Source organism: Maribacter orientalis (genome assembly GCF_900109345.1).
GTDB lineage: Bacteria > Bacteroidota > Bacteroidia > Flavobacteriales > Flavobacteriaceae > Maribacter > Maribacter orientalis.
The window spans coordinates 188,806-215,174 of the sequence record NZ_FNZN01000004.1 but is presented as its reverse complement, the minus strand read 5'-3'; the positions used below and the strand labels follow the sequence as shown (position 1 = coordinate 215,174).

18 protein-coding genes and 1 tRNA gene are annotated in these 26,369 nt (G+C 34.6%); 7 read left to right on the top strand and 12 right to left on the bottom strand.

The window, feature by feature from the left end; translation table 11 throughout:
• Positions 1 to 10: 10 nt before the first annotated feature.
• The 4 genes from BMY56_RS10575 to BMY56_RS10560 form a co-directional block, all read right to left on the bottom strand.
• Positions 11 to 4,993 carry a translocation/assembly module TamB domain-containing protein gene (locus BMY56_RS10575; RefSeq protein ID WP_177170954.1) on the bottom strand — a complete coding sequence of 1,661 codons (4,983 nt, stop codon included), beginning with the start codon at positions 4,991 to 4,993 and terminating at the stop codon, positions 11 to 13.
• Between the two features lie 614 nt (positions 4,994 to 5,607).
• Positions 5,608 to 6,711 (bottom strand): DUF4407 domain-containing protein, encoded by a 1,104-nt coding sequence (locus BMY56_RS10570; protein ID WP_091623737.1) that lies wholly within the window; start codon positions 6,709 to 6,711, stop codon positions 5,608 to 5,610.
• Between the two features lie 130 nt (positions 6,712 to 6,841).
• Positions 6,842 to 8,911, bottom strand: coding sequence for a M56 family metallopeptidase (locus tag BMY56_RS10565; protein ID WP_091623734.1), 2,070 nt, complete (start codon positions 8,909 to 8,911; stop codon positions 6,842 to 6,844).
• Positions 8,912 to 8,913: 2 nt separating this feature from the next.
• On the bottom strand, positions 8,914 to 9,279 hold the full coding sequence (locus tag BMY56_RS10560; protein ID WP_091623732.1) for a BlaI/MecI/CopY family transcriptional regulator: 366 nt from the start codon (positions 9,277 to 9,279) through the stop codon (positions 8,914 to 8,916).
• 221 nt (positions 9,280 to 9,500) lie between these two features.
• On the opposite strand from BMY56_RS10560, the gene BMY56_RS10555 reads away from it, so the two are divergent.
• Positions 9,501 to 10,079, top strand: a complete 579-nt coding sequence (locus BMY56_RS10555; protein ID WP_091623729.1) for a PhnA domain-containing protein — start codon at positions 9,501 to 9,503, stop codon at positions 10,077 to 10,079.
• 97 nt (positions 10,080 to 10,176) lie between these two features.
• On the opposite strand, the gene BMY56_RS10550 is transcribed toward BMY56_RS10555, so the two are convergent.
• On the bottom strand, positions 10,177 to 11,565 hold the full coding sequence (locus tag BMY56_RS10550) for a dipeptidase (RefSeq protein WP_091623725.1): 1,389 nt from the start codon (positions 11,563 to 11,565) through the stop codon (positions 10,177 to 10,179).
• 116 nt (positions 11,566 to 11,681) lie between these two features.
• Here BMY56_RS10550 and BMY56_RS10545 point away from each other — a divergent pair.
• Positions 11,682 to 11,763: transfer RNA gene (locus tag BMY56_RS10545), tRNA-Leu, on the top strand.
• Between the two features lie 253 nt (positions 11,764 to 12,016).
• On the opposite strand, the gene BMY56_RS10540 is transcribed toward BMY56_RS10545, so the two are convergent.
• From BMY56_RS10540 to BMY56_RS10525, 5 genes are all read right to left on the bottom strand, one after another.
• Positions 12,017 to 13,105: an Ig-like domain-containing protein gene (locus BMY56_RS10540; protein WP_091623723.1), complete on the bottom strand. Its 1,089-nt coding sequence runs from the start codon at positions 13,103 to 13,105 to the stop codon at positions 12,017 to 12,019.
• A gap of 47 nt (positions 13,106 to 13,152) precedes the next feature.
• Positions 13,153 to 13,437 (bottom strand): peptidase associated/transthyretin-like domain-containing protein, encoded by a 285-nt coding sequence (locus tag BMY56_RS10535; RefSeq protein ID WP_091623720.1) that lies wholly within the window; start codon positions 13,435 to 13,437, stop codon positions 13,153 to 13,155.
• Positions 13,438 to 13,842: 405 nt separating this feature from the next.
• Complete coding sequence (locus tag BMY56_RS10530; RefSeq protein ID WP_091623718.1) at positions 13,843 to 15,270, bottom strand: DUF1593 domain-containing protein; 1,428 nt, start codon at positions 15,268 to 15,270, stop codon at positions 13,843 to 13,845.
• 863 nt (positions 15,271 to 16,133) lie between these two features.
• On the bottom strand, positions 16,134 to 16,265 hold the full coding sequence (locus BMY56_RS18990) for a hypothetical protein (protein WP_262493784.1): 132 nt from the start codon (positions 16,263 to 16,265) through the stop codon (positions 16,134 to 16,136).
• Between the two features lie 178 nt (positions 16,266 to 16,443).
• The gene (locus BMY56_RS10525) at positions 16,444 to 17,685 is read right to left on the bottom strand and encodes a 3-deoxy-D-manno-octulosonic acid transferase (protein ID WP_091623715.1); all 1,242 of its coding nucleotides are present in this window, start codon (positions 17,683 to 17,685) and stop codon (positions 16,444 to 16,446) included.
• A 90-nt stretch (positions 17,686 to 17,775) separates the two neighbouring features.
• On the opposite strand from BMY56_RS10525, the gene BMY56_RS10520 reads away from it, so the two are divergent.
• The 4 genes from BMY56_RS10520 (at position 17,776) to BMY56_RS10505 (ending at position 21,751) form a co-directional block, all read left to right on the top strand.
• Entirely contained in the window at positions 17,776 to 18,930 is a 1,155-nt protein-coding gene (locus BMY56_RS10520) for a DegT/DnrJ/EryC1/StrS family aminotransferase (RefSeq protein WP_091623712.1), read from the top strand.
• Positions 18,931 to 18,975: 45 nt separating this feature from the next.
• Complete coding sequence (galE, locus tag BMY56_RS10515; protein ID WP_091623709.1) at positions 18,976 to 19,992, top strand: UDP-glucose 4-epimerase GalE; 1,017 nt, start codon at positions 18,976 to 18,978, stop codon at positions 19,990 to 19,992.
• A 73-nt stretch (positions 19,993 to 20,065) separates the two neighbouring features.
• Complete coding sequence (locus tag BMY56_RS10510) at positions 20,066 to 21,340, top strand: metal-dependent hydrolase family protein (RefSeq protein WP_091623707.1); 1,275 nt, start codon at positions 20,066 to 20,068, stop codon at positions 21,338 to 21,340.
• Between the two features lie 57 nt (positions 21,341 to 21,397).
• A complete protein-coding gene (locus BMY56_RS10505) occupies positions 21,398 to 21,751 on the top strand; it encodes a hypothetical protein (protein ID WP_091623704.1) in 354 nt (117 codons plus the stop codon).
• Positions 21,752 to 21,789: 38 nt separating this feature from the next.
• Here BMY56_RS10505 and BMY56_RS10500 read toward each other — a convergent pair whose 3' ends face one another.
• Together BMY56_RS10500 and BMY56_RS10495 are read right to left on the bottom strand one after the other, a co-directional pair.
• Positions 21,790 to 22,893: an acyltransferase family protein gene (locus BMY56_RS10500; protein ID WP_091623701.1), complete on the bottom strand. Its 1,104-nt coding sequence runs from the start codon at positions 22,891 to 22,893 to the stop codon at positions 21,790 to 21,792.
• A 39-nt stretch (positions 22,894 to 22,932) separates the two neighbouring features.
• A complete protein-coding gene (locus BMY56_RS10495) occupies positions 22,933 to 23,448 on the bottom strand; it encodes an alpha-ketoglutarate decarboxylase (protein WP_091623698.1) in 516 nt (171 codons plus the stop codon).
• A gap of 116 nt (positions 23,449 to 23,564) precedes the next feature.
• Here BMY56_RS10495 and BMY56_RS10490 point away from each other — a divergent pair, with 116 nt between their 5' ends.
• Positions 23,565 to 26,366: a 2-oxoglutarate dehydrogenase E1 component gene (locus BMY56_RS10490; RefSeq protein WP_091623695.1), complete on the top strand. Its 2,802-nt coding sequence runs from the start codon at positions 23,565 to 23,567 to the stop codon at positions 26,364 to 26,366.
• Positions 26,367 to 26,369: the final 3 nt, after the last annotated feature.

Sequence of the window (26,369 nt, the reverse complement as noted above, 5' to 3'; positions counted from 1 at the left end):
CAATTATTCTTTACTTTTTCTTTTTCAGCTCTTCTTCTTTTGAAGTTTTTTTTACGATATTTTCTTTTTTCAACGGATTAAATAATTGACTGAATTTATTGAACTCACGGTCAAAAATAAAGGCCACCCCAGTAACGATCAATTGACCATCGATAACGTTTTGATATTCCTGTCTTCTAAACCCTTTTAATCTATAGGTGCCTTCTTCGGTCAACAAATACTCTAAAGTTACATTACCGATTAAAGGTGTTGCAGTATCGCTCGACGAAGCACTACCCTCTACATCTAAGGCACTACCTGCGGTAACTATCAATCTATCGTCAAAAAGTTTTTTACTGGCGTTTATATTTAGCTGTGTACGGCTTTGTGCTGTACCACTTTCATAATCATCAAAGCTATCTAAATCAAAGCCTAGTTCAAAACCGGTTTTACCTAACAGTTTGTTCGAAATGGAAGTTAGTTCACTAGAAAGAACTTTGTTTACATTATTTCGTGCAATAGATATTGCACCGCCAGAACTACCATCACTACCTGTAGTAGGGTAAAATCGATTGAGAGCCAATAATGAAAATACTTGCTTATTCAATTCAGATTCTTGTTGGTTCAGTTGTTGAATGCGGCCATAGACAGCACCACCAAAATTACCTCTAGCATTTTCGGGCATATCCAATGCGAAAGACAGTTCGGGTTGCATAAGCTGTCCATCTATATTTAAATAAACCAAAAAGGGTGCTGATTGTTGGTAAGAACCCGATACACTGCTATCTTGACCATAGCTGATGGAAGACATTAAAGAAGCGGCCGATGTTTCGATCTCGTAAATAGCGGTCACGTCCATTTTGGCATCGTAGGGATCGCCACTCCAAACTATACTACTTCCTTTTTGCAATTTAAATTCACGACTTACCAAATTATATAAACTGGTTCGGTAAAAACCTGAATTAAGTTCTAATCTTCCCGATAATCTAATGTCTTGGTTTGGATCAATATTTAAGTTAAGAATCGCTTCTCCTGAAGCTTGTAATTTATCTTGTGTCTTTTCATCTAGAACAATGGTGAATGTGGCTTCATTGGCAATTTCTAAGGTGGTGTTGATATCCATACCTGCGAAAAATGAATTTGACGCCTCGCCGTCGTTACGTGTTAATATAGCATCAGGATTTTCTCTGTTTACGAAAATGACCACACCGTCACGTTCTTGTATATCTAATTGGTCTTGTGGTACTAAATAGGTTAGGTCAGTAATATCTCTAACTCTAAGTTTCCCATTTATAACGGGCATTTCTAAATTACCACCAACTATTAAATTAGCACGTATACTAGCAATACCATACACTAATTCATCATCACCTTTTTTAGAATCTAATACTCTAAATTTATCGGTCTTAATGGTAAGGTCAAAACCAGGATTTAGTATGTTTTTCGTTATAATTCGCCCATCTAAAGTTAGTGTGCCTTGGTTGACATCATTTATTTGGAAGCTGTCTAACGTTATTTCATCTTGATTAATATCTATTGCTTGATTGTTAATTTCTAAAGTAGTCTTGTAAGAAGATAAGCTTAAACCGAAATCATTAAAATTAAGTCTTCCTGAATATTTCGGTTCTGAAAGTGTGCCCCTTAGAAGTAAGTTTCCATCAATATATCCTTTGGCGTTGGTAAGTTGGTCTTTCGCAAATCCCTGTATTATACTAGCTTCCAATTTTTGAATGTCAAGCTCCATGTTTAGGTCAGCGGAAGTTTCTTTTGCCGAATAATCGCCAGTTAAGGTCAAATTGGCAGCGCCATCTTTTAAAGCTAAATCAAAGTCATATTCAGATAGTGATTTTGAAGATGCGCCTAGGGTTAATGTACCTAACGGATTTGACATTACCTGAAAATCTTTGATATCAATATCAGCTACTAAACCTGAGGCACTATAGGGATTAAGTATTACGAAACTACCCTCAACTTTCCCTTTTGCCAAAGCTTCTTCAGGATTCAAAAAACTTAGAAAAGTCTGTAATTGAAAATTTTCAAAAAGTATGCCTAAATGGTCGGTTTCCATTTTAGGTATTTTAGTAGAAATTTCTAATTTTTGGGAATTTCTGCCCAGTATAACATTTTGAAAATTGGTGTAAGATTCTGCAATTACAATATTATTATCTTCTGGTATTTTCCATTGTTTATTGTTGAGTGTCAGGTTATCAGGGGATATATGCAGTTTCAGAGTATCTTTTTGAAATACTAGTGAAGATGAAATATGCAATACTTGAACCGTGTCGTTTTTAGAGTTAAAATCTAAAACAAGTTGCTTGTTTTTAAGACTTCCCTCTAAGTAAGTCTGTTTTAAGTGTATCGGGTCATAAATTAATTCGGCTATGCCTGCTGAGAATTTAAGGTCAACGGAATCTGCTTTTACAAAAGCATTTAAACTATCGACAGAGCTGCCTGCGTATGCTATATGGGGTACTTTTGCTTCGGCTGAGATTAGTTGCTTTCTTGAATTGAAGCTGGCGTCTATATTCAAAGAATCTAAGTCTTTTATTCCATTGAAAAATACTTTCGATAAAACAGGGGTTGGCACTATCGCGAGTGCCAGTTTTGCCTCGATGCTATCTTCTGGCTCAAAGGCTAAAGTGTCATTTGTGAAATAGTGTTCTATTTGTTTTTTAAGGGCATCTGTAATACGATTGGGTGATGCATTCGATGAGAGTTCCCCATTTAGAAAGTCGCTGCGAATAGAAACATCCGTGATTGAATCTTCAATATGTGCTCTTAACGATACTGTTGAAATTTGATATTGCTCGTTATCCGCAATTGCAATACCATCGTTAATATTAGCCTTAATAGTAAAGTTTGAAGGTGTTCCCGTATAAGTTCCGTCTATGTTGGCTGCAACTTTAATATTATTCTTTGTAAGTCCCAATTTTTGCAAATCTGCTCCAATAATATTCGAACTAAAGGTTATGTCATTACTTTCTGATTCTAAAACAAGAGTAGAAATGGCCTTCATGTTTAAATTAGGGTCATTGATATTGGCTGTAACTTTTCCGTTACCATCTATCATATTACCAGAAATATCAATTGCCTTATAGGTATAACCAGCATATTGAAATTGTGAAATGACTCCTTCAATGTCTGCGTTTATAGTACCTAAAGTTGTTCCCGAACCTGAGCCTTTTAGGCTAAGGGATAATTTGTCTAATTGTTCGTTTTGAAGAAGTTTATTTAACTGCAAACTATCGACCGAAACTGCACCATTAAAACGTATCATTTTACCAAAATTGACCTTGGCATTAATCTGAGCAAAACCTTCGGGAATATTGATGTCCAAATCGGACTTTACCCATGTTGTTCCTCCAGATAGGCTACCTGTGGCAATTATGGTTTCTGGAACCGAAATTCCGATTTCTTTTAACGATATTAATTTATAAATATCATTTTTGGTGCTCGAAAAGTTAATATTGTTCAAGCTGTATTGAAGTGAATCTACATTGGTCAGATTGCTAATTGATCCTTTTACGGCCAATTTAGTGTTGGGACCCCATTGTAATTTGGTATTAAGATCACTTACTTTATTTAGGTTACCTTCGGCTTTAAAAGAACCTGTTATGTTATGTGTTGATAAAGAATCTAAGTATTGATTTTGGGCAAATTCGGGTACAAATTTTTGTACATCGCCTACGTCTAAATTTAGGTTTGAAATTGAGGCTGATAAGGTGCTGTTCTTCGGGTCTTTAAATGCTTTATTCAATGATTGAAATTGAATTTTTAAATTTGCCTCTGCCGTACTTTGGTTAATATGAAGAGCAACATCTGACAATGAAGCATTCGTGTCGGTCAACCCTGCTTTAAAAGTTAATTGATCTAAATGAATTCCGCCAGGCTCAGAAAATGAAAACTTTGAAACAAGTAGATTAAACTTTTCTGGTTGATATTCAAAATTGTTTGCTAGTAGATGTAGTTGTTGAATTTTAAATGCATCAGAATCAAATAGATTTTCTCTTTGCTGCGTGTTGTTTAAGGTATATGTAAACGAGTTTTTCTGAATTTCTATATTCTTGGCCGCTAAAATAAATTTAGGCCATTCAAAACTCTTTGCTGTGTTTGTATCTTCTAATAATGGTTCCTCAGCAGTTAGATTTAGTTTAAAGTGGGAGTCATTAAATATCAGGTCTTCTGTTTCGTATTGATTTTCGGCAATATTAGCCAATAGGCTAGTAAGATTAATTGTGCCTAATTGTAAATCGGTATTTAGACCATCTGGTTTACTATTGTAATTGACCAAAAGATTATGTACGCTAAATTCATCGACTTCAATATAGGGCAACAACGTACTAGTAGTGTCTTCACTCACAGGAAATGGATGTGACTGTAAATAGCTGAATTGTGTGTCATTTAAGGAGAATTCGTCTATTGAGAATTTCATCTTTTCCAAGTCAAATTCATTAACATCAACAGCTAGTTTCCCTAAAATTAGTTTTATGTCCGTTCCTAAGTAAGCATCATTATAATTCAACTTCCAATCAGAGAAATTTAATTCACCCAATGCAATTTTTAATGGTTCAGTAGTTGTAGCACTACTATCAGTCGGAGTGGTTAATGCATTTATTAGAAAAGAGAAATTAAAGTCGTCTATATTATTGTCTCTGCTGATGTTTACTACGACGCTATTTGAAATTACGCCATCAATCGATAACTGATTCTTAAATAATACAGGATAAATAGGAATGTCAGCTTGAAGTGATTCAGAATAAAAGAGAGTGTCACCCTTTTTATCTTCTAGGTATATTTGATCGGCCTGTAAATCGCCAGAGAACGTTAAATATAAATGTCGAACAGCAACCTTCGTATTGGTCTTGCCTGAAATATACTTAGTCACTTTAGAAACAATGAGGTTTTGAGCCCAAGGGGTTCTAATAACCAAAACCAAAATAAAAAACAGTATTAAAACACTGAGAATAATTTTCCCGAAGAGTTTTAGGTATTTTTTAATTTTTAGATTTTTCATGGTCATATGGTAAACATGTTAAGCTTGAATAGTAATATTCAATTCTGAGCTTTGTTAAACTAAGATCCAAGCTGTGCCATAAAACCTGTTACTATTATAATGAGTAGTACTATTATGATAACCAGGTTATAAAACCTTCTTTTTTTCTTCTTGGTTTCTTTAAGTGTTGCCATAATACTGCAAAGTTAAGACTACTGTGCAATAATTTTAACTTAATTCGAATTAAGATTATCTATATAGCTAATGAGTTTTTTGCTAAAATTTCATCTATTCTTATAGAGAATATTTTATTCATCGATACTTGTCTTCATTCGAACTACATTAAAGAGGGTTTTTATCTATAAGGTATAATTAAACACTAATGAAGAAGATACCTTTGGAGCGTAGAAAATGTTAAACTATTAATTTCACCAAAGTATAATCCATATGAAATCAGTTGAAAATATTAAAAGATGTTTAGGTTATTTTGAAGCCGCCAGTCAAAATGAAATATATGAGATTAGTAATTTTAATGTGACTAGTACTGAGCTAATTTTAGAGGCTATAACCATATAATAATTGTTTAGGTAGTTCCCCCAAATCTACTAAGGACCAATAGGAATATTGGTCTTTTTTTATTTTAGACCTTTTATCTGAATATCGTGAAAGCTATCTGCTTGTAGCCGTAACAATTCTTCTGCCTTTTTCTTTTTGTAACCATACAACTCTGACTCACCTTTTAAATCTTCATATATTTTTTGGTTGATATCACCATCAGTCGAAACGATTAATTTACGCTGGGCAACTTTCTGTGTTACCCAAGAAGACAAAATACTTTCTTCTTCTTCTGATTTTATATCATATTCACCTTTTTGAGCTAATAGTTTGGCAATTATTGGAGAAGTCTCAATTGCTAAAAACAATAGGAATATAAAGAAAGACGGAAGCCAAGGCAGTTCATCTAAAGCTGTAATTCTAGCCATTAGTCCATCAAAACTATCAATAATGGGTTGGGAGTTTTTTACTACTTCAGCATATTCAGTATTTAAATCAGCAATCTGTGTTTCAAGACCAGTTATTCTTTCAGCGTTTGTTGTTTTTAATGCGTTTAATTCATTCAACGCAGCATCGTGCTTTTCACGCTTTTCTGCATAAACCGGACCTTTTCCCAATAACTTGGTGCCAGCTGTGCCTTCTGCTTCGTTGATGTACACATCATATAAAGCATTTGTCTCAATCTCTTTAGTTGCTATCTCTGTTTTTAAAGCAGTAATTTCTTGATTTAGTTGCTCAACTTTCGGGGTGTATTGTAACGCTAATTGGTCTTTGTTGGCTAAGGTCAATTCATTTTTTTGCTCTAATAAAACCTGATTGATTTCCTTTTCAAATATTTTCATTTCCAGTGGTTTGGAAATTACTATTGCAATTATTATCGCTAATAATATACGTGGCGTAGCTTGAAAGAATTCTTGACTAAAACTATTACGTTTTTTTATCGTACTAACAATAAATCTATCTAAGTTGAAAATAAGCAGACCCCAAATGAGACCGAATAATATTGCGGTATACACATTATCGAAAACTGTAAAAAGTGCATAACTACTGGCTATAAATGCCATAACGGCCGTAAAGAATACAGTGGCCCCTATGCCAGCATATTTGTTCTGTTCTCCTTTTGAGCATGTTTTTAATAGCTCGGCATCAGCGCCTGAGCAAAGAATAAAAAAGTCTTGTATCATGATGATTGATTTTGACCCTCCAGAGGCGGGCAGATTGATGATTGTATATAATGGGTGAACGTAACTATTTCATTTTTGGTACGCAAAAAGCCCTCGAAAAGAGGGCTTTAACATATGTTTGACGTTATTTCTATTCGATTGTTACAGGCTCTTTTGTAATTCGAACAATTTGCTTGCCATTTTTGATGCGCGATTCTATATTCAACTCTTTGTTTTTCCTTAATAAATCAATGGCTTTGTCAGATGAAACTGCTTTGCCTTCATACATAAAAGTGGCCCCTTTTTTAGCTGCGTTAATAACAAAGTCTAAAGGAGAAGGAGGGGTTGGTGGTGAAGGAGGTGGTGGAATTCGTAAATCATTATTTTCCTTATAAATCCGAACTTCTGGTTGCTTATTTGAAAAAGGTAGCGTTTCTATTTTAATATCTTTTTCTTTCTTTATAATTTGAAACCCTTGTTCAGCTGTTATTATCTTTCCATCATAATAGAATTGTGCATCTTGTTCTTCAAGTGAACGTAAGCTTTCCAAAAGATTTGAGGAAATCGCTTTTTTAGACGAACCAGAGTTATGAATATATACTCTCATGTTTTCCTGAGTTTCAAAATCTATATTTTCTATATCGCTACCGGAATAAAACGTATTTGTGGTTGTTGGAATGCCGTTAATCGTTTTTAGGTCAAGGTTGTTATGGTCATAAGAATCTTGGTTCTTTAAAATTTCTTTTAGTTGGTTATCTGCAAAATCAGAAGTGTTTAGTGCTTTAGGAGCGTTTGGTGAACGCGGTGGAGCAGGAAAATTTAAGGATGATTCTACATTTGTTTTTGGTTCTTTTGGTATTGGAGGAGGTGGAATAGTACTTTTCTCTCCTTTTAAAACCCTAGGCGCTTTTGGAGGCTGTGGTGGTTCAGGAAATTTAGGAAAAGGTTCTGAGTCTACTTTTTGTGACTCTGTCATTAATTCATAGATACGGTTTAACTGGTCTACATCTGATTTTACGATGTGAATATTTCTACCTTTGTTCATCATGGTATTATACTTTTTAGCCAATTTGTTGTAGGCTACAATTTGTTTTTTCGTTGCATCTTCTTGTTTCTCCTTTGGTAAACATTCAGGAAAAGGTTGCGCTTCATCTTTTTGAGCCGCACTCATATTACGGTAGATGGTTTCTAATATGTTTAAATCCTTTAAAGGGATATTCCTTTTTTCAATTGGGATGGCATTGTATTTTTTTGCGAGCGAATCATATATTTTAATTTCTGGAGTTATCTCTAAATCCGTTGTTTGAATACTACTGTTAGATTTTTCTTTTTTGACGATAATTTTGGTTTCACTAAAACCATACAGTAAAATTGCGAGTAAGGGGAGAAGTACTGTGCTTCTTAATACAATCCCTTTTTTTGATGTTTGTTTTTTCATGATTTTAAAACGTTTTTTGATTGATGAATAATTGATGGCGTTTGACAGCGGCTGATACTTCTTTTCACTATCGGGTGATAAGTACGATAGTAACGTATTCTTATAAGAAGTCTGGTCGATATTGTTTTCTAAGACCGATTGATCTGCCAAAAACTCGTGATTTAATTTTATGGCTTTTTTAGAAAGATATATCAATGGGTTTACCCAAAATATGACCTGTAGGAGTTCTACAAAAAGAACATCCCAAGTGTGTTTTTGCTTGGCATGGGTTTCTTCATGTAGCAGTACTTCTTTAGGAATCTGATTGCTTTCAAATTTGGATTTATTTAGGAAAATATAGCTCATAAAGGTATGAGGTATGATTTTCTCTTGTAAGAGTACTTGTGTTATTCTAGCTAATTTATGTTTTGGGTTTTTACGGATTCTAAAAAATATGTGTAATAGGTTTCTCAGGAATTTTATGCCAAAAAAGAAGAGACCAATAAAATAGATGCTCCAGAGTAAAGGCGCTATGTCTAAAACACCTGTTTCTAATGCTGTTGGTACATTGATGATATCTTCTGGTTGTTGAACAGCTTGTTCTGTTGGGTAGTATATTTGATTTATAGGTTCAGATTCAACATACTCCGTATATACCAAGGCAGGTACTATTAATGAGAATAGTAAAGCTCCAAGCAAATAGAATCGTTTTAATCTATGTATACTTTCCTTTTCTAAAAATACGTTGTAAAAGACATACAGAATAGCAAGGCAGGCCGTTGATTTTAGAATATATACCAGCATAATTATTTCTTTTTTATTTCAATGTCTATCAATTTCTTTAAATCTTCCAATTCGGTTTTGCTCAAATTGGTTTCTTGGGTAAAAAACGAAGCGAACTGACTAGCGCTGTCATTAAAAAAGTTTTTAATGAGTCCGTTTACATGTTTTGAGAAATAATCTTTCTTTTTCACAAGCGGGAAGTATTTCCTACTTCTTCCAAAATTTTTATAATCAATGAAGCCTTTATCGGTCATACGTTTAAGAAGTGTTGCTACCGTTGTGGTAGCAGGTTTAGGTTCTGGATACTCTTCTAGCAAATCTTTCATAAAAGCTTTTTTCTGTTTCCAGAGAATATTCATTAATTCTTCTTCCGATTTTGACAACTGCATTTTCTACAAGTTTAGAATGTGTTCTACAAACATAGAATAAATATTTTAATTCTACAAGTGTAGAGTGAAATTAGTTATTTTTGCCTTAAGTATAGAGGTCAAAAGCTCGCATTCGCGTATTGCGTAGCGTACTTGTAACGAATAGCCCGACCCTAATTCTTTGGGGAAAGGCCCAACCACCACATGAAAAAGATGTAAGTTTGTTTTTAAAATAACCAATAATGAGTGTATTATCTGATTTGGAAGCACGTAGCGGTTCAACTTGCGAACTTTGTACGGGTACCAATAATTTAGAAGTTTTTGAAGTGGAGCCAGTTTCTATAAGTGGAGTTGATTCGAGTATTTTGGCGTGTCAAACCTGTCGTACACAAATTGAAGACGCTGAGCAAATGGATGCTAACCACTGGCGCTGTCTTAATGATAGTATGTGGAGTGAATATGATTCTGTAAAGGTCGTTGTCTGGCGTATGTTGTCACGTTTAAAGTCTGAAGGATGGCCTAAAGACCTTTTGGATATGATGTATTTGGAGCCAGAAGTTTTAGAATGGGCAAAAGCTACAGGTGAAGGGGTGGCCGAAGCCGATAAAATAATACATAGAGATGTGAACGGTGTAATTCTAGAAAATGGTGATAGTGTAGTATTGATAAAAGACCTTAAAATAAAGGGCTCTAGTCAAGTTGCTAAGCAAGGTACTGCGGTTCGTAGAATTTCATTAGACCGTGAAAATGCTGAATATATTGAGGGAAAGGTAGGCCCTACGCTTACTGTAATTATTACGAAGTACGTTAAGAAAATTTAAAAAGTCTTTGCGGGTAAAACGAAGCGATCTATTAGTTTGGTATACCAAACTAATAGATCGCTTCGTCGCTAAAAAGCTCTTGGCAAAGCCATTTATTTTATTTGTTCATTTCGGTAAAATACTCATAGAAGTATGGAATTGTTTCAATGCCTTTAAAATAGTTCCAAACCCCGAAATGCTCATTAGGGGAGTGGATTGCATCACTATCTAAGCCAAAGCCCATTAGAATAGTCTTGCTGCCCAATTCTTTTTCAAACAAAGAAACAATTGGAATACTACCGCCACTACGTTGTGGAATAGGTTTTTTCCCAAAGGTAGTTTCATACGCTTTTGACGCTGCCTGATAAGCAATAGTATCAATCGGAGTAACATACCCTTGCCCACCATGGTGTGGTTTGACTTTAACCGTAACCCCTTTTGGGGCAATCGACTCAAAATGGGTTTTGAATAGTTCTGTGATTTCTTTCCAATCTTGATTAGGAACCAAACGCATAGAAATTTTTGCAAAGGCCTTGCTTGCTATAACCGTTTTTGCACCTTCACCAATATAACCCCCCCAAATACCGTTTACATCTAAGGTAGGTCTGATGGAGTTGCGTTCATTTGTAGAATATCCCTTTTCACCGTAAACAGATTCAATATCAAGAGCTTTCTGATAGCTTTCTAAACTAAATGGCGCTTTTGCCATTTCTGCTCTTTCTTCTTTTGATAATTCTTCAACTTTATCGTAAAAACCAGGTATGGTTACATGATTATTTTCATCATGAAGACTGGCAATCATTTTTGTTAGTATATTGATTGGGTTGGCAACCGCTCCACCATATAGTCCTGAATGTAAGTCTCTGTTTGGTCCCGTTACTTCTACCTCCACATAGCTTAATCCACGAAGTCCGGTTGTGATAGAAGGCACATCGTTAGCAATCATTCCCGTATCTGAAATTAAAATAACATCATTGGCCAACTTCGCTTTATTCGCAGCTACATAAATACCCAAATTATTACTGCCGACTTCTTCTTCACCTTCAATCATGAATTTGACGTTGCAAGGCAGTTGATCGGTCTTTACCATCAGTTCTAATGCTTTAACATGCATGTACATTTGGCCTTTGTCATCACAGGCTCCTCTAGCATAAATAGCACCTTCTGGGTGTGCATCGTTCTTTTTAATAACCGGTTCAAACGGTGGTGAATGCCATAAGTCAATTGGATCTGCGGGTTGCACATCATAATGGCCATAAACTAGTACAGTCGGTAAATCAGGATTTATAATTTTTTCACCGTATACAATTGGATATCCTGCAGTTTCATGAATTTCTACAACATCGCAACCTGCTTCTTCTAACCTTCTCTTTACTGTTTCGGCTGTATCTATTACATCTTGCGAATAGGCAGGATCTGCACTAACCGATGGAATCTTAAGTAGTTCTATAAGCTCATTTAAAAATCGATCCTTATTTTCCGATAAATAATTCTTTACGTTTTTCATGTACTATATTATATGACTTTTGATAAAAGTACGAAAAGCGTAATTTTTAAATGGTAAAATTTAGAGAATTGAATTTTTGGCTTATATTTGCAGCCCGATAATAATCGGATATTGATGCAGGCGTGGTGGAATTGGTAGACACGCTAGACTTAGGATCTAGTGCCGCAAGGTGTGAGAGTTCGAGTCTCTCCGCCTGTACAACGAAAGCCTCTTGAGAAATCTGGAGGCTTTTTTTATGGGGTAAATTCGTTTTTAACTCTGAGAAACAAAAGGTTAGACTAATGTGGCTTTTTTCGATAGCTTTCTTTGATGAACTTAATTGAATTCTTTTGGTAACTTTTGAATTACTGTTCGTTGCAAAAAAAAATTATTGAAAGATATCTTTTCGAATTATTCAATTTTCAACTTTTTATATAATCTTCTTTGAAGATTAAAACTAGCGAATCATTTATTAATTCATTTTTATTCGGTAGGTAATATTACGATTGGTAATGACGGTAAAATTATTATTGACTGTTGCCAAAACAACTACTCTGTCAGAAATACAACCGTTCTCTGATGCTTCTACATAAAAGCTAGTAGATGTGGAAATGGCAGGTGTAGTAAAAGATGTTCCGGTTCCTAAAGAAGAACCTCCAGTAGGGTTTAAATACCAATTTAATGTTCCTGAAGATACAGATGCTTCTAAAACAACGGTTCCAGGTCCATTTCTGAAGCCGGGTGTTGTACTTGTTACTATTGGTGTAGGCAAAACTATAATACTCAATGTTTTGGTATTTGTATTTCCAGCCGAATCTCTAATTGTCACGGTATAATCATAATTACCTGCAATAAGACCAGAAATTACTGGATTTTGGATAGTTGAGGTATATCCGTTTGGCCCTGTCCATAAATACGATGCGTTTGAAGAACCTGTGCCCGATGGATTCGAATATAAATTCAATAAGTCTCCCTCGCATATCGCGCTATTCGAAGTAGGTGTAACCGACAACGTTCCGCCCTCTTCGTTTAAATCTGTAAAACTAAATTGCGCCCCAGCAGCACCGTTACATGTAGAATAGATAGTGGTGCCTATAATCAATCTTTTTGCAGCATTACAAGGTTTGTCTGTAACAAGTTCACCCCCAGTATCAATCTTGAAATTGGCTCCTGCTGGAAGAGATAAACTTACGTTGGAAATCCATTCTGCTATGCCTCCATTTGCAATTGTGATAACTTGTGTATTCAGGGTTGAAGTTCCACTTACAAAAAAATTATCCATGGCTCCTGTACCATCCCCTATGGTTACCGTGTTGATGGTATTTGCAATGGTTGATGAAATTGAGACGGAGTTGCCTCCAATAATGTGTACGTCATTTGTGCCAATAATTTGGCCAGGATAATAGGTTGCCGGAATCCATGCTGTTCCATTATAGGTATTCCAAATACCAACACTTGTCCAATTTCCTGAGCCGACAGATTTATAGTCTCCAATTTGTTGTGCATTTAAATTCGCTAAACCTAAAATGACCGTTATAATTGAGAGGATGAATAATTTCATTTTCCATTTGTTCCATTATCAAACTGTAAAATATTACTATTTGAATTCTAACAAAAGGAAATGTTGTGTAAGTGAAATAAGCTGTGGTTGTATTCTGAAATTTCACCTTCTACAAGAAGTTCATCTAATTGTTCTGAATCTTCGGCTATCGTTACCATACCTAGGTTGATTTTTCCATTAACTTTATTCGGATTGTCAAATCTCTTTGTGGTGAACCCTGTAAAACTAACTTCGATATAAAAATCGGGTGGATTGGTTTCTAGAACAAAACTACCGTCTTCGATTGTAGTTGTGCCAACGATTGGTTTTTGGTCTACAGGATTTCCAACCAATACCGTTGTAAATTAATCGGGCCACTATTGTTGTCTTCTACTATTTTACCAGTAATTATGGTTATTTTTTCTTAAGCTGTTGGTTGGTTACAAATGAAAATGAAAAATATAAGAAGAATTTAATAAGTAGTGGAAGGTAAATTCGATTGTAAATTTTTATTGATAAATAGATAACTGTAAAGATGCAGCATACTTAATTATTATTGAATAAAAATTCTACAGACAACTAAACTTTTGATATGGATGATACCAAGTGTTCGAATTTGGATAACTAATATTGGATAACTAATAAAAGTATTTTATTGTTAAACAGGAAAAGGCGATTGAATAATGGATCACAATATGATTTTAATTTTTACTGGCCGTAGAAATTAATTAGAACATACTTTTTTTTGCATCTTATTTCTACTTAGGTAACACGGTTACAATTACACGCTTATATCTTGAGAGTACTGGCGTACCCTTATCAGAAACCTTGAGGATGAAATGAATTGTTTCTTTTTTAGATACTTCTGGTGCGGTGAGGTTGACAATATGCACATTGTCTGCACCCATATTTATCTTCTTTTTATAGGAGCCAATTTCTGGGTATTGAAACCATAAAAAGCTAAGGTTATCACCATCAGGGTCTGTGGAGTTCAAAGCATCAAGAAAAAAGCCTTCACCCGATTTTACGGTAAAAGTTTCGGGGTGAGTCAATACAGGTACCGGTGGATGATTTGCTTCTTCAAAATTCATAACAGACCAATCCATACGGGCGGCAAAATCATTTTGAAAATCATCTCTCCAGCGCCATAATGTTTCTTTGTACCCATTGAAAGTGATTGTATCCGGTTTGATAGATCTTCCATATTCATTTGGTATGTAAGGGCTATAGCTGTCATTGGTATTGGTCCAAATTGCTCTAGTTTCAGGTGCGATAGTTACAATTGAACCGCCTTTTTTGGTTTTCGAAAAATCAGGCTTATATAATTCGTATCGACCTCCCCAGCCACCCAATTCAGGATGTTCAGCATCATTAAGTCCATTGGGTATTAATGATAAGAAAGCGGGCGTATCTCCCTCTACGCCCCAAGCTACATCAGGATAGATAGCGCCTAGCGGACCATGATTTTGTTGAATATGTTTTGCAATCCAATCATTACTTATTGTGGTGTTATCGATGCCTTTGATATATGAGTTGATTCCTGTCCAAGTTGCTTGGCTATATTCATCTCCAGGGCTAACAATATAAAACAAATCTGGAAAATTATTCCTAATCCAGATGCCGCTATCATCTTGATCAGAGATGGTGTAAACTCTAAGTTTAGAAATTAGCCTTTTAGCTTCTTTTTCACTTTTTGTGTTTTTGATTTTATGTAATGATTGCGCAAGTGTATTTACTCCTCCCCAAACCGAAATCCACAATGGTCGGTCATCATCTTCTTCAAGTATTTTTATTATCCAATCTGTACCTTCTGAATCCATTCCTTCTCCAACACCCAACATACCGTATTTTGGTAGACCTGACTTAATCAATTTTGAAAGGGAATTGGCATTAGGATAGTTTTTGTCATGTATTAAAAGGTTGGAGTGAATTTCACCATAAGCGCTAACTATTTTGTCTATAGACTCAGGATTGATTTTAGCTTGCAACCAACAAGAAGTAGTGGCAATCATGCCTTTGATGTCAATTTCATTGGCATATAGAAATAAACGTACAAACGATTGAGTGTCGTCTGGATCAGCTTCAATGTCTGATAATATAATTACCCTATTTTTTGTGGTTGTTTGGGCATGACAGATGATTTGACTCGCAAATAGTGTTAAACAAAAAAGTAAAGTGATTTTCATTAATTAAATGTCTTAGAATATTGGATTAATGGAATCCTAAATTAGTCCTTTTATTTAGTAAATAGTAGTTTGCCATTAAAGTCCTTTTCCTACAATGAATTCAGATTAAATCATTTGCATCAAAACTGTTTAGAGATTTTACTTAAATCAGGAATATGTTTGTACATAATTGTAAATCAGTATTTATTAGGTTAATCTAACATAGATAGTAGATAATATGCTTGTGTTATTGTTTCCTAAGATTTTAAACCTTTGTATAATATTAATGCAAAGAATTAAAATCATGAAGAATATAAAATTTTACCCAACGATATGGCAAACGATACCGTTCTCTTTAGATATGGTTGATATCTGGAAAAGAAAGACAAAGAAAAAATTAAAACAGGTTAAATAAAATGATTTAGTCTTTAATAGGATGATTATGATTATTTAAGGATATAAATTTTTGTCCAAATAAAAAGCCCCTTTTTACAAGGGGCTTTTTTTAAAGTTTTTTTTAACAATATGGGCTATGGTTAAAAGATTAAACTATCCCTATTAGGGCTAAAAGAGTTCCAACTGCAACGACTGCTAAAAAAGCATTCATTGCAATAATTAACACGGATAGATAAGAATCTACCCCCGTTTTAAATGATAAATTATTCATAACATTACCTACTTTAAAGTTATACTACTAAAGCTAGTTGATGTTTGCAACATTTAAATAGACAATGTTGTAAAACCTCACAAACCTGTTGTATAGTCTTACTTTGTTGATGTTTGGTAATTCTTGTAATGTATTTTATCTATTAAAATGGTAATTTATCGATACTTGTTTAAAATGCACTCTATAAATTAAAGATTTTTGATGTTGTGAATTTAAATTATTCAATTAAACCAATCCAATCTGCTATAGCAGCTAGGGGTACTGAAATAAGTATCAGTATTAAGCAACCAATCATTAATTTTAAAAAACCATTGAGCATTTTAACTCCTGAAGAAAGTTGTTGTTCCATAATCATAGTTCTATTGTTCTGTACTCAATATAAGGATATTGGGGTTAACGTGCTGTGAAATAGAGGTGTAAAATCGACTAAAGTATCAAATCACCTTTGTAAAGTAAGATTTACCTATTTAGAACCAATTATCTATGTGGTAATTTATATGGATCGAGGTTAAAGCAAAAAATAAATTCTAAGATTGAATTTTTAAATTAATTACATTCATTATTTTGCTGGTCGCTCCTTTTCTTGAGGTTATATAAGAATAGTTTATTTGACCTGTTTTTTCCTTATAATCTACTCTTTCAAAACACAAATTCATGTTTTTTCTAAACTCAGATGGGCTGTGTATAGATAAAACCCCTTTTAGTTGTACCAATTCTTCAGCTTCTGCAAAGCCATCGTATTTTGGACCTATAATAACTGGTATGCCATATACGGCAGGCTCTAATGTGTTGTGTAAACCGGTAGCAAAACCACCACCTACATAAGCTACATCTGCATAACTATATATTTTGGTCAATATGCCAATAGTGTCTATGATAATGACTTGATAATTTGTAGGGTCTTTATCACTAAGTTCAGAATAGCATAAAACAGGTTTATGTACAGCTTGTTTAATAGATTCTATATGTTTTGCTTTCATAGTATGTGGAGCAATAACGAATTGAATTGGATGAGTGTTTTGGTTAATATAATCTATAATGATATTTTCATCTTCTGGCCATGTGCTACCAGCTACAAAACAGAATTTGTCTTGCTTAAAACTACTCATAAAATCTAAAGAATTGTCTTTTTCTAGAATTTCGTTTACCCTATCAAAACGAGTATCACCTGCAATAGTCGCATTATTAAATCCGATAGAATTGAGTAAGTCATATGACTTTTCATTTTGAACAAAGAAGTGCGTAAACTTGGATAACGCTTTTCGCATGAATGCGCCATACCATTTAAAGTAAATCTGACTTTCTTTGAATAAAGCAGAGATTAAAAAGGTAGGTATATTCTCTTTTTTTAATGATGATAGGTAGTTCGGCCAAATTTCATATTTAATAAAGATCACCAATTCTGGATGAACTGCTTTTAAAAACTGTGACACATTTTTTCTAGTATCTAATGGTAAATAGCATATTACATCTGCGGTTTTACTGTTCTTTTTTACTTCATAACCTGATGGAGAAAAAAAGGAGAGTACTAATTTATGATTAGGACGAGTCTTTCTCAATTCTTCCATAATGGGGAGTCCTTGTTCGTATTCCCCTAACGATGCAGCGTGAATCCAAATAACTTTATCCTTTTTTGAGATAGTTTTTTTTAATATTGAAAATGTCTCTTTTCTGCCATTTACAAAAAGAGATAGTTTGGTGTTTACCAAGGCTAATGCTCGAAGAATAGCAGAAGCGGTTAAGACAAGAAGATTATAAAGAAAGTACAAACCTATGCTTTTGGGCTAAATTACGTTTCTTTCCATAAATTTAGTGTCGTCTGTTTCGTATTTTTGTATCGCTTCATGTAATTTCAACAGATGAAAAAGATACAAATGGTAGACCTAAGTGGTCAATACCAAGAAATTAAAGTTCAAGTCAACTCCGCTATAACTCAAATACTAGAAACATCGGCCTTTATAAATGGTCCTGAAGTTCATGCATTTCAAAAGGAGTTAGAAACGTATCTAGGTGTAAAACATGTAATTCCGTGTGCAAACGGTACAGACGCATTGCAAATTGCAATGATGGGATTGGGTTTGAAGCCAGGGGATGAGGTTATTACTGCAGATTTTACTTTTGCCGCAACCGTGGAGGTTATCGCGCTATTGCAATTAACACCGGTTTTGGTAGATGTATACCCTGACACCTTTAATATTAATATTGAGGCCATAGAAAAGGCAATTACACCTAATACAAAGGCAATTGTTCCTGTTCATCTTTTTGGACAATGTGCTAATATGGATGCCATTCTTGCCTTAGCTGAAAAGCATAATTTATATGTGATAGAGGATAATGCACAAGCTATTGGCGCTAAATACTTATCTAAAAACGGTAAAAAATCTATGGCGGGTAGCATGGGTCAGGTAGGCGCAACTTCCTTTTTTCCTTCTAAAAACTTAGGATGTTATGGTGATGGAGGTGCTATTTTTACCAATGATGATGAATTGGCACATATCATAAGAGGTATTGTAAATCATGGTATGTATGAAAGATATCATCATGACGTGGTGGGGGTTAATTCTAGATTAGATTCTATACAAGCTGCTGTTTTGAGAACAAAACTTCCGAAATTGGATGGGTATTGTGAAGCTAGAAGAAATTCAGCACGGGCATATTCAAAAGCGTTTAAAAATCAAGAACATATCGTTACGCCGGTTACCGTAAATAATTGTGATGGTATTTGTGATGTGTGCGATTGTCATGTTTTTCATCAATACACCTTAAAAATTACCAACGGAAAAAGAGATGCGTTGGTGAAATATTTAAACGAGAACGAAATTCCTTGTGGGGTATATTACCCGATTCCCTTACATAAGCAAAAAGCTTATGTAGATAAGCGATATAAGGAAGAAGATTTTCCGGTTACCAATCAATTAGTGAAAGAAGTAATCTCATTACCGATGCATACAGAATTAGATGAGGAACAGATTAACCATATTACAAAGATGGTTATCGAGTTTGTGAATGGTTAAATATGTAAGTGTTCTATATTTGGTTAAAGTTGAAATATCATTTAGATGAAAGTATTAGTAACAGGTGGGTTAGGGTTTATTGGATCACATACAGTTGTAGAACTTCAAAATAAAGGTTTTGAGGTCATCATCATAGATGATTGCTCAAATTCTGATGAAAAAGTACTTATAGGTATAGAAGCCATTACCGGTAAAAAACCTCTTTTTGAAAAGTTGGATTTGAAGGAAAAGCATAGCGTAGAAGATTTTTTTCAAAGACATCAAGATGTTGCAGGCGTTATCCATTTTGCTGCTTCAAAAGCGGTAGGGGAGAGCGTTGAAAAACCATTACTTTATTATGAGAACAATATTGGTACATTAATTTACATCTTAAAAGAACTTTGTAAAAAAACCAAGTCAAGTTTTATTTTCAGCTCTTCATGTACGGTTTATGGCCAAGCAGATAAAATGCCTATTACCGAAGACGCTCCGGTTAAGGTTGCCGAATCTCCTTACGGTAATACAAAGCAAATGGGCGAGGAAATTATTGCGGATACCTGTAAAGTTACACCTAGTTTAAATGCTATTGCATTGCGTTATTTTAATCCGATGGGAGCCCACCCAAGCGGAGAGATTGGTGAATTACCAAAAGGAGTTCCACAAAACCTAGTACCATTTATTACCCAAACGGGAATCGGCTTAAGAAAAGAATTATCTGTATTTGGTAATGATTACCCAACACCAGATGGTACTTGTATTAGAGACTATATATATGTCGTCGACTTGGCTAAAGCACATGTTGTTGCTTTAGAGCGTTTGTTTCAAGAAAAGAATGAAAAAAACTATGAAGTTTTCAATGTAGGTACCGGTACAGGAAGTTCTGTATTGGAAGCTATTCATAGCTTTGAAAAAGTTTCAGGCAGAAAGTTAAATTATAAAATTGTTGATAGAAGGCCAGGTGATATCACTTCGGCATATGCTGATACAACTAAAGCGAATACTGTTTTAGGGTGGAAAGCTGAATATACTTTAGATGAGGCCATGAACTATGCATGGATCTGGGAACAGAAAATTCGTGATTGAAATTCTTATTCTCAAGGACTTGAATAAGGGGAAATATGGTTATATTTCCCCTTATTACTTTAAACATTATCTCATGAAAAACTTGAACCTAATAATTTGTTTGTTCGTTACTACTATAATCTCTGCACAAGATATTTATATCCAATGCGGGACAATTTATGATACTAACTCTGGAAAGCTTATTAAGGATAAAACAATAGTGGTCTTTGAGAACAAAATTAAATCTATTGAGAATGGTTTTGTTTTTGGAACAGATTCAGATAGGATAATCAATTTAAAGGATAAAATTGTGTTGCCTGGTCTTATCGATATGCATGTTCATATAGAAGGAGAGTATAATGCACAATCCTATATAAAAGAATTTACAGCAAATGAAGCTGATATCGCTTTAGAATCAACGGTTTATGCTAAACGTACATTGATGGCTGGTTTTACTACGGTGCGTGATTTAGGAGGTACCGGTGTAAATATTGCGCTTAGAAATGCTATTAATGGAGGCCTGGTAGATGGACCGCGTATTTTTACTGCAGGCAAGGCGCTTGCTACTACCGGAGGGCATGCCGACCCAACCAATGGTAGGCGAAATGACCTGATGGGAGATCCAGGCCCAAAAGAAGGAGTGGTGAATTCTGTGCCAGATGCAAAAAAAGCGGTGAGACAACGATATAAAAATGGAGCTGACGTCATTAAAATTACCGCAACAGGTGGAGTTTTAAGTGTTGCTAAAAGTGGTCAAAACCCGCAGTTTACACTAGAAGAGATAAAAGCGATTACAGAAACTGCAAAGAATTATGGTTTTACTGTTGCTGCACATGCCCATGGAGATGAAGGTATGAAAATAGCGGTTTTGGGAGGCGTTAATACCATTGAACATGGTACATTAATGAGTGAGGAAACTATGGATCTGATGATTAAAAACCAGTGCTATCTGATTCCAACCATAAGTGCAGGAAAGCAAGTTGCTGAAAAAGCCCTTATACCTGGTTTTTTCCCAGAAATTGTTGCTAAGAAAGCTTTGGAAATAGGGCCTAAACATCTTGCTACTATGGCAAAAGCTTATAAAAAAGGTGTTCCGATGGGTTTTGGTACTGATGCAGGTGTATTTCCTCATGGTAAAAATGCGATTGAATTTGGATATTTGTTAGAAGCGGGTATTCCAGTAAAAGAATCATTAAAGCAAGCAACAATTATAAATGCAGGTTTATTGGGTGTGCAAGAAAAATTAGGAGAGATTAAACAAGGATATATAGCAGATATTATAGCGGTTGAAGAAAATCCTGATCAAAATGTGAAAACATTGGAGAATGTAATTTTTGTAATGAAAGAGGGTGTTGTTTATAAGCAATAAGCGAATCAAGCTTATACGATTGAGTTATTCAAGATAGAGAGTAGTTGTTTAGGTCAAATGAATTTGGAAGTTGTTAATAGTGGTCAATTATTGGATATCGCAAGTGAAAGTTTGCTCATTAAGGAATTATCTACACAATTGGAAAAAGACTTTAGTCTTGCCAATATTTCTTTGAAATTACCACTGAAGTTTGATGCACAAACTTTTGTATCTATGATTCGAGAAAAAGTTTATCACTTGATGATGGAGCATTTTGCAGAGTATCTTAACCTTCTTTATATAGTGGATGTGCCAGAAAGAGAATTTCAATATATTGAAGTCACAGACGCAGTAGAAGTTGCAGATCAAGTAACCTTTTTGATTCTGAAACGCGAATATCAAAAAGTATGGTATAGAAATAAGTATAAATAGGCAGAATATTATTCGTTGCTGAAATCTGCTTATTATGACTAAACTTTCACATAAATACTATTCTTATCCATAAGATATCCAACGAACCAGCAAGTCAACATAATCCATAATGCAAACAGTAGTGATCCAAAGTAGTCACCTCCTGTCGCAATGAAAATATTTTCTGCAATCCAGTTATAGGCGCTAGTGCCTTTCATTGATATTACACCTAACGAAATAACAAACAATTCTGACAATAAGTATATAAATAAAGTGTTTCTACCAAAGATTTCAAAAAAATAGGTCCACTTACCAGGTTTTCTCATATCCAGTAAATATATTAAAGTGGCTATGATGAATAAATCGATACCACAAGTCAGTAAAACGAACGAACTAGACCAAAGTTTTTTATTGAATGGCATAATTAAATCCCAAGCAAAACCAGCCACAACTAATATGGCCGCGACCATTAGTAATTTTGCTATGGTTTCAAAATTTTGACCATTCTTCTGAATGAATTTTCCCGTAAGATATCCAGCAATTACATTAACGATAGCGGGAAGTGTGCTCAATAATCCTTCAGGGTCAAAAGCGACACCTCCATTACCGTGGTACATGTGTTTTTCCCCAATTAAAAACTCGTCAAGTTTTATAACTGCATTACCCAATAGTGTTAAGTCGCCAAACGCAACAAGTAGAATATTGTAGCCAATTAATGCTAATATGCTGAATATAATGACGGTTCTAGTTTTAAAATAATGAAGGAGAAGAGATGCAAATAAATAGCAAAGAGCTATGCGCTGTAATACACCAAAAATTCGGGTCTCTGCAATAGGTTTTAAGTTGCCGTTCTCGAAAAAAGGAAACCAGTACATTAAAAAGCCTAAAAGAAAAATAATTAAAAAACGTTTAAATATTTTTTTAAGGAAAGCGCCATCGCCAATTGCTTCATATTTTTTCATGCTAAAGCTCATAGCATTACCAACCACGAATAAAAAGGTAGGGAAAACCAAATCGGTCAAGGTGAATCCGTTCCATTCGGCATGTTTTAATATCCCGAAACTTGTATCGCCATTTCCAGGTGAATTAACTATTATCATTAGAGCAACATCCATTCCCCTAAAAACATCTAATGAAAGATATCTATTTTTTAATGTATTCATTTTGGTTGGTTTGGTCGGTAGTGAAAGGTAGCATAAAATTTAAAAGTAAACACGAACAAAAGGCATCAATGCATTGCCATAAATACTTTTACTATCATTATAGAGTAAATCATATCGTAAGCCGAGCGTCACATTTCGTGTGCTATAACCAAGGCCAACAAAGAAAGCAGGTAACCAATAATTATCTTCAATATTGATTGTTTGGGTATATAATGTTCTATTGATGCGTAATTGTTCAAACTCTGTAGAAAGCTGAAGTTGTGGTATAGGATTAAAAAGTGATAGTACGCTTCCGCCGTAGGCTAAAAATTTATCATCGTTGAACTTAGCGTAATTAAAATTTAAACTTGTGCCTAACGCTATTTGGTCATTAAATTGGTAAATGGCGCTTGGTGATATTGAGCCATTAAAGCTATTGTTGCTAAAACCTAAGCCAATGCCACCGCCAAATCTAACGTTGTTCCAAAAATCGGCATTGTTAATTGAATTTTGAGCAAAAGAAAAAATAAAATTGAGGATGGCTAGAAGTATAAAAAGTAATTTTTTTAAGGCCATTTATATATTTTGTTTTAAAGTTTCATTTTTTTCAATAATACACTATATTCTTCCGTTAGATATGGTAAATGTTGTAAATTTGTACAAATTTATTCTAAAGATACAGAAAGTAATTCATGGATAAATATTCCTTTTTGAATACCGCTCATACCTCTTTTTTTTCAGAGCTATATGATAAGTATTTAGTGAATCCGGATAGTGTAGAGCCAAGTTGGAGAGCCTTTTTTCAAGGTTTTGACTTTGGTCTAGAGAGTTCGTTAGGTGAACTAGATATTGATGAAAATCGAACTACAGCTATAGTCAATGGCAACAAAAGTGAAATGCCAGAATCTCTACAAAAGGAGTTTCAGGTAATTCGTTTAATTGACGGTTATAGAAGTAGAGGTCATTTGTTTACAGAGACTAACCCGGTTAGAGAGCGAAGACATTACGAGCCAACTTTAGATATTCAAAACTTTGGTTTAGAAGAATCTGATTTAGCAACAGTTTTTAATGCGGGTGATATCATCGGTATTGGGCCATGTTCGTTAAATGAAATAATTAGACACCTTCAAAGCATTTATTGCGATGCAATTGGTGTTGAGTATATGTTTATTCGTAAACCTGAAAAGGTGAAATGGATACAAGATTGGATTAATGTTAATGACAATCATCCAAATTTTGATTCAGACCGAAAAAAGCATATTCTTAAAAAATTAAATCATGCGATTTCTTTTGAAACTTTTCTTCATACGAAGTACGTAGGGCAGAAAAGATTTTCTTTAGAGGGGAACGAATCTTTAATACCTGCATTAGATGTGATTGTTGAACGTGCTGCAGAAATGGGTGTGAAACAGTTCGTTATGGGTATGGCACACCGGGGCAGATTAAATGTACTTACTAATATTTTTGGTAAATCGGCGAAAGATATCTTTAGTGAGTTTGATGGTAAAGATTACGAGCAAGAGATTTTTGATGGCGATGTTAAGTACCATTTAGGCTGGACATCCGATAGAAAATCTGATAATGGTAATAAAATTAAGATGAATATTGCGCCAAATCCGTCACATTTAGAAACGGTAGGTGCAGTTGTTGAAGGTATAGCAAGAGCAAAACAAGATGCTCATTATCAAGACGATTTCTCTAAAGTTCTACCAATTGTAGTTCATGGTGATGCTGCAATAGCTGGTCAAGGTGTGGTATATGAATTGGTTCAAATGGCCAATCTTGACGGGTATAAAACGGGTGGTACTATACATATAGTAGTTAATAATCAAATAGGGTTTACTACGAACTATTTAGATGCTAGAACATCTACGTATTGTACTGACGTTGCAAAAGTTACTTTAAGTCCAGTACTTCATGTAAATGCAGATGATGCAGAAGCAGTTGTACACGCCTCACTTTTCGCATTGGAATATAGAATGCGATTTGCAAGTGATGTATTCATTGATTTGTTAGGATATAGAAAATATGGTCATAACGAAGGTGATGAACCTAGGTTTACACAGCCAAAATTATATAAAGCGATAGCAAAGCATAAAAACCCAAGAGATATTTATGCAGAAAGATTGATGCAAGAGGGTGTAATTGATGATACCTACGTTGCTGAGCTCGAAAAACAATATAAAGACTCTCTTGAAGAAAAATTAGAAGATTCAAGAAAAGAGGATAAAACCGTAATCACGCCTTTTATGGCCGATGAATGGAAAGGCTTTGAAAATGTGCGTGAATGGGAAATGATGGAAACCTTTGACACCACTTTTGATAAAGATAAATTAACCAAAATCGCTAAAGTTTTAACAGAATTACCTAAAGGTAAAAAGTTCTTGCGAAAAGTTGAAAAATTGGTTAATGATCGTCATAATATGTTTTTCGAATCTGATAATCTAGATTGGGCAATGGGTGAATTATTGGCTTATGGCTCTCTATTAGAAGAAGGTTTTGCAGTGCGTATGTCTGGTCAAGATGTTGAGCGTGGTACTTTTTCGCATCGTCATGCCGTAATGAAGGTTGAAGAAAGTGAAGAAGAGGTTATCCTTTTGAACATGCTTTCTGAGGAACAAGCTAAATTTCAAATTTACAATTCACTTTTATCAGAATATGGTGTTGTAGGTTTTGATTATGGCTATGCCATGGCCAGCCCTAATACATTAACTATTTGGGAAGCTCAATTTGGAGATTTCAGTAATGGAGCCCAAATTATGATTGACCAATATATTTCTGCTGCAGAAGATAAGTGGAAACTTCAAAACGGATTGGTAATGTTATTACCTCATGGTTATGAAGGTCAAGGTGCTGAACATTCCTCAGCAAGAATGGAGCGTTATTTACAGTTATGCGCTAAGGATAATATGTATATCGCAGATGTAACAACGCCTGCACAGATGTTTCATATCTTAAGAAGACAAATGAAGGCGAATTTTAGAAAGCCTTTAATCATATTTACACCTAAAAGTTTATTAAGGCATCCAAAAGCGGTTTCAAAAATTTCTGATTTGACTGAAGGTAGTTTTCAAGAAGTTATCGACGATGAAACGGCCGATGCTAAGAAAGTTAAAAGTTTAGTTTTCTGTACGGGTAAATTTTATTATGACTTATTAGCAGTTAAAGAAGAGCAAAATAGAGATGATGTTGCTCTTGTAAGAGTTGAGCAATTATTTCCATTACCTGAAGAGAAAATGAAAGAGGTAATGGTGAAGTATAAGAATGCAGATGACTTTGTTTGGGCACAGGAAGAACCAAGAAATATGGGAGCATGGAGTCATTTATTAATGCACTTTAGCGAAGTTCAAAAATTTAGAGTAGCTTCTCGACGTTTTTATGCCGCCCCTGCTGCAGGTAGTGCGGTTAGGTCTAAAATGCGTCATCAACAAGTAATAGATTATGTCTTTGATAAGTCAAAGGATAATATGTTCAAACCCAAAGATTTAAAATAACAT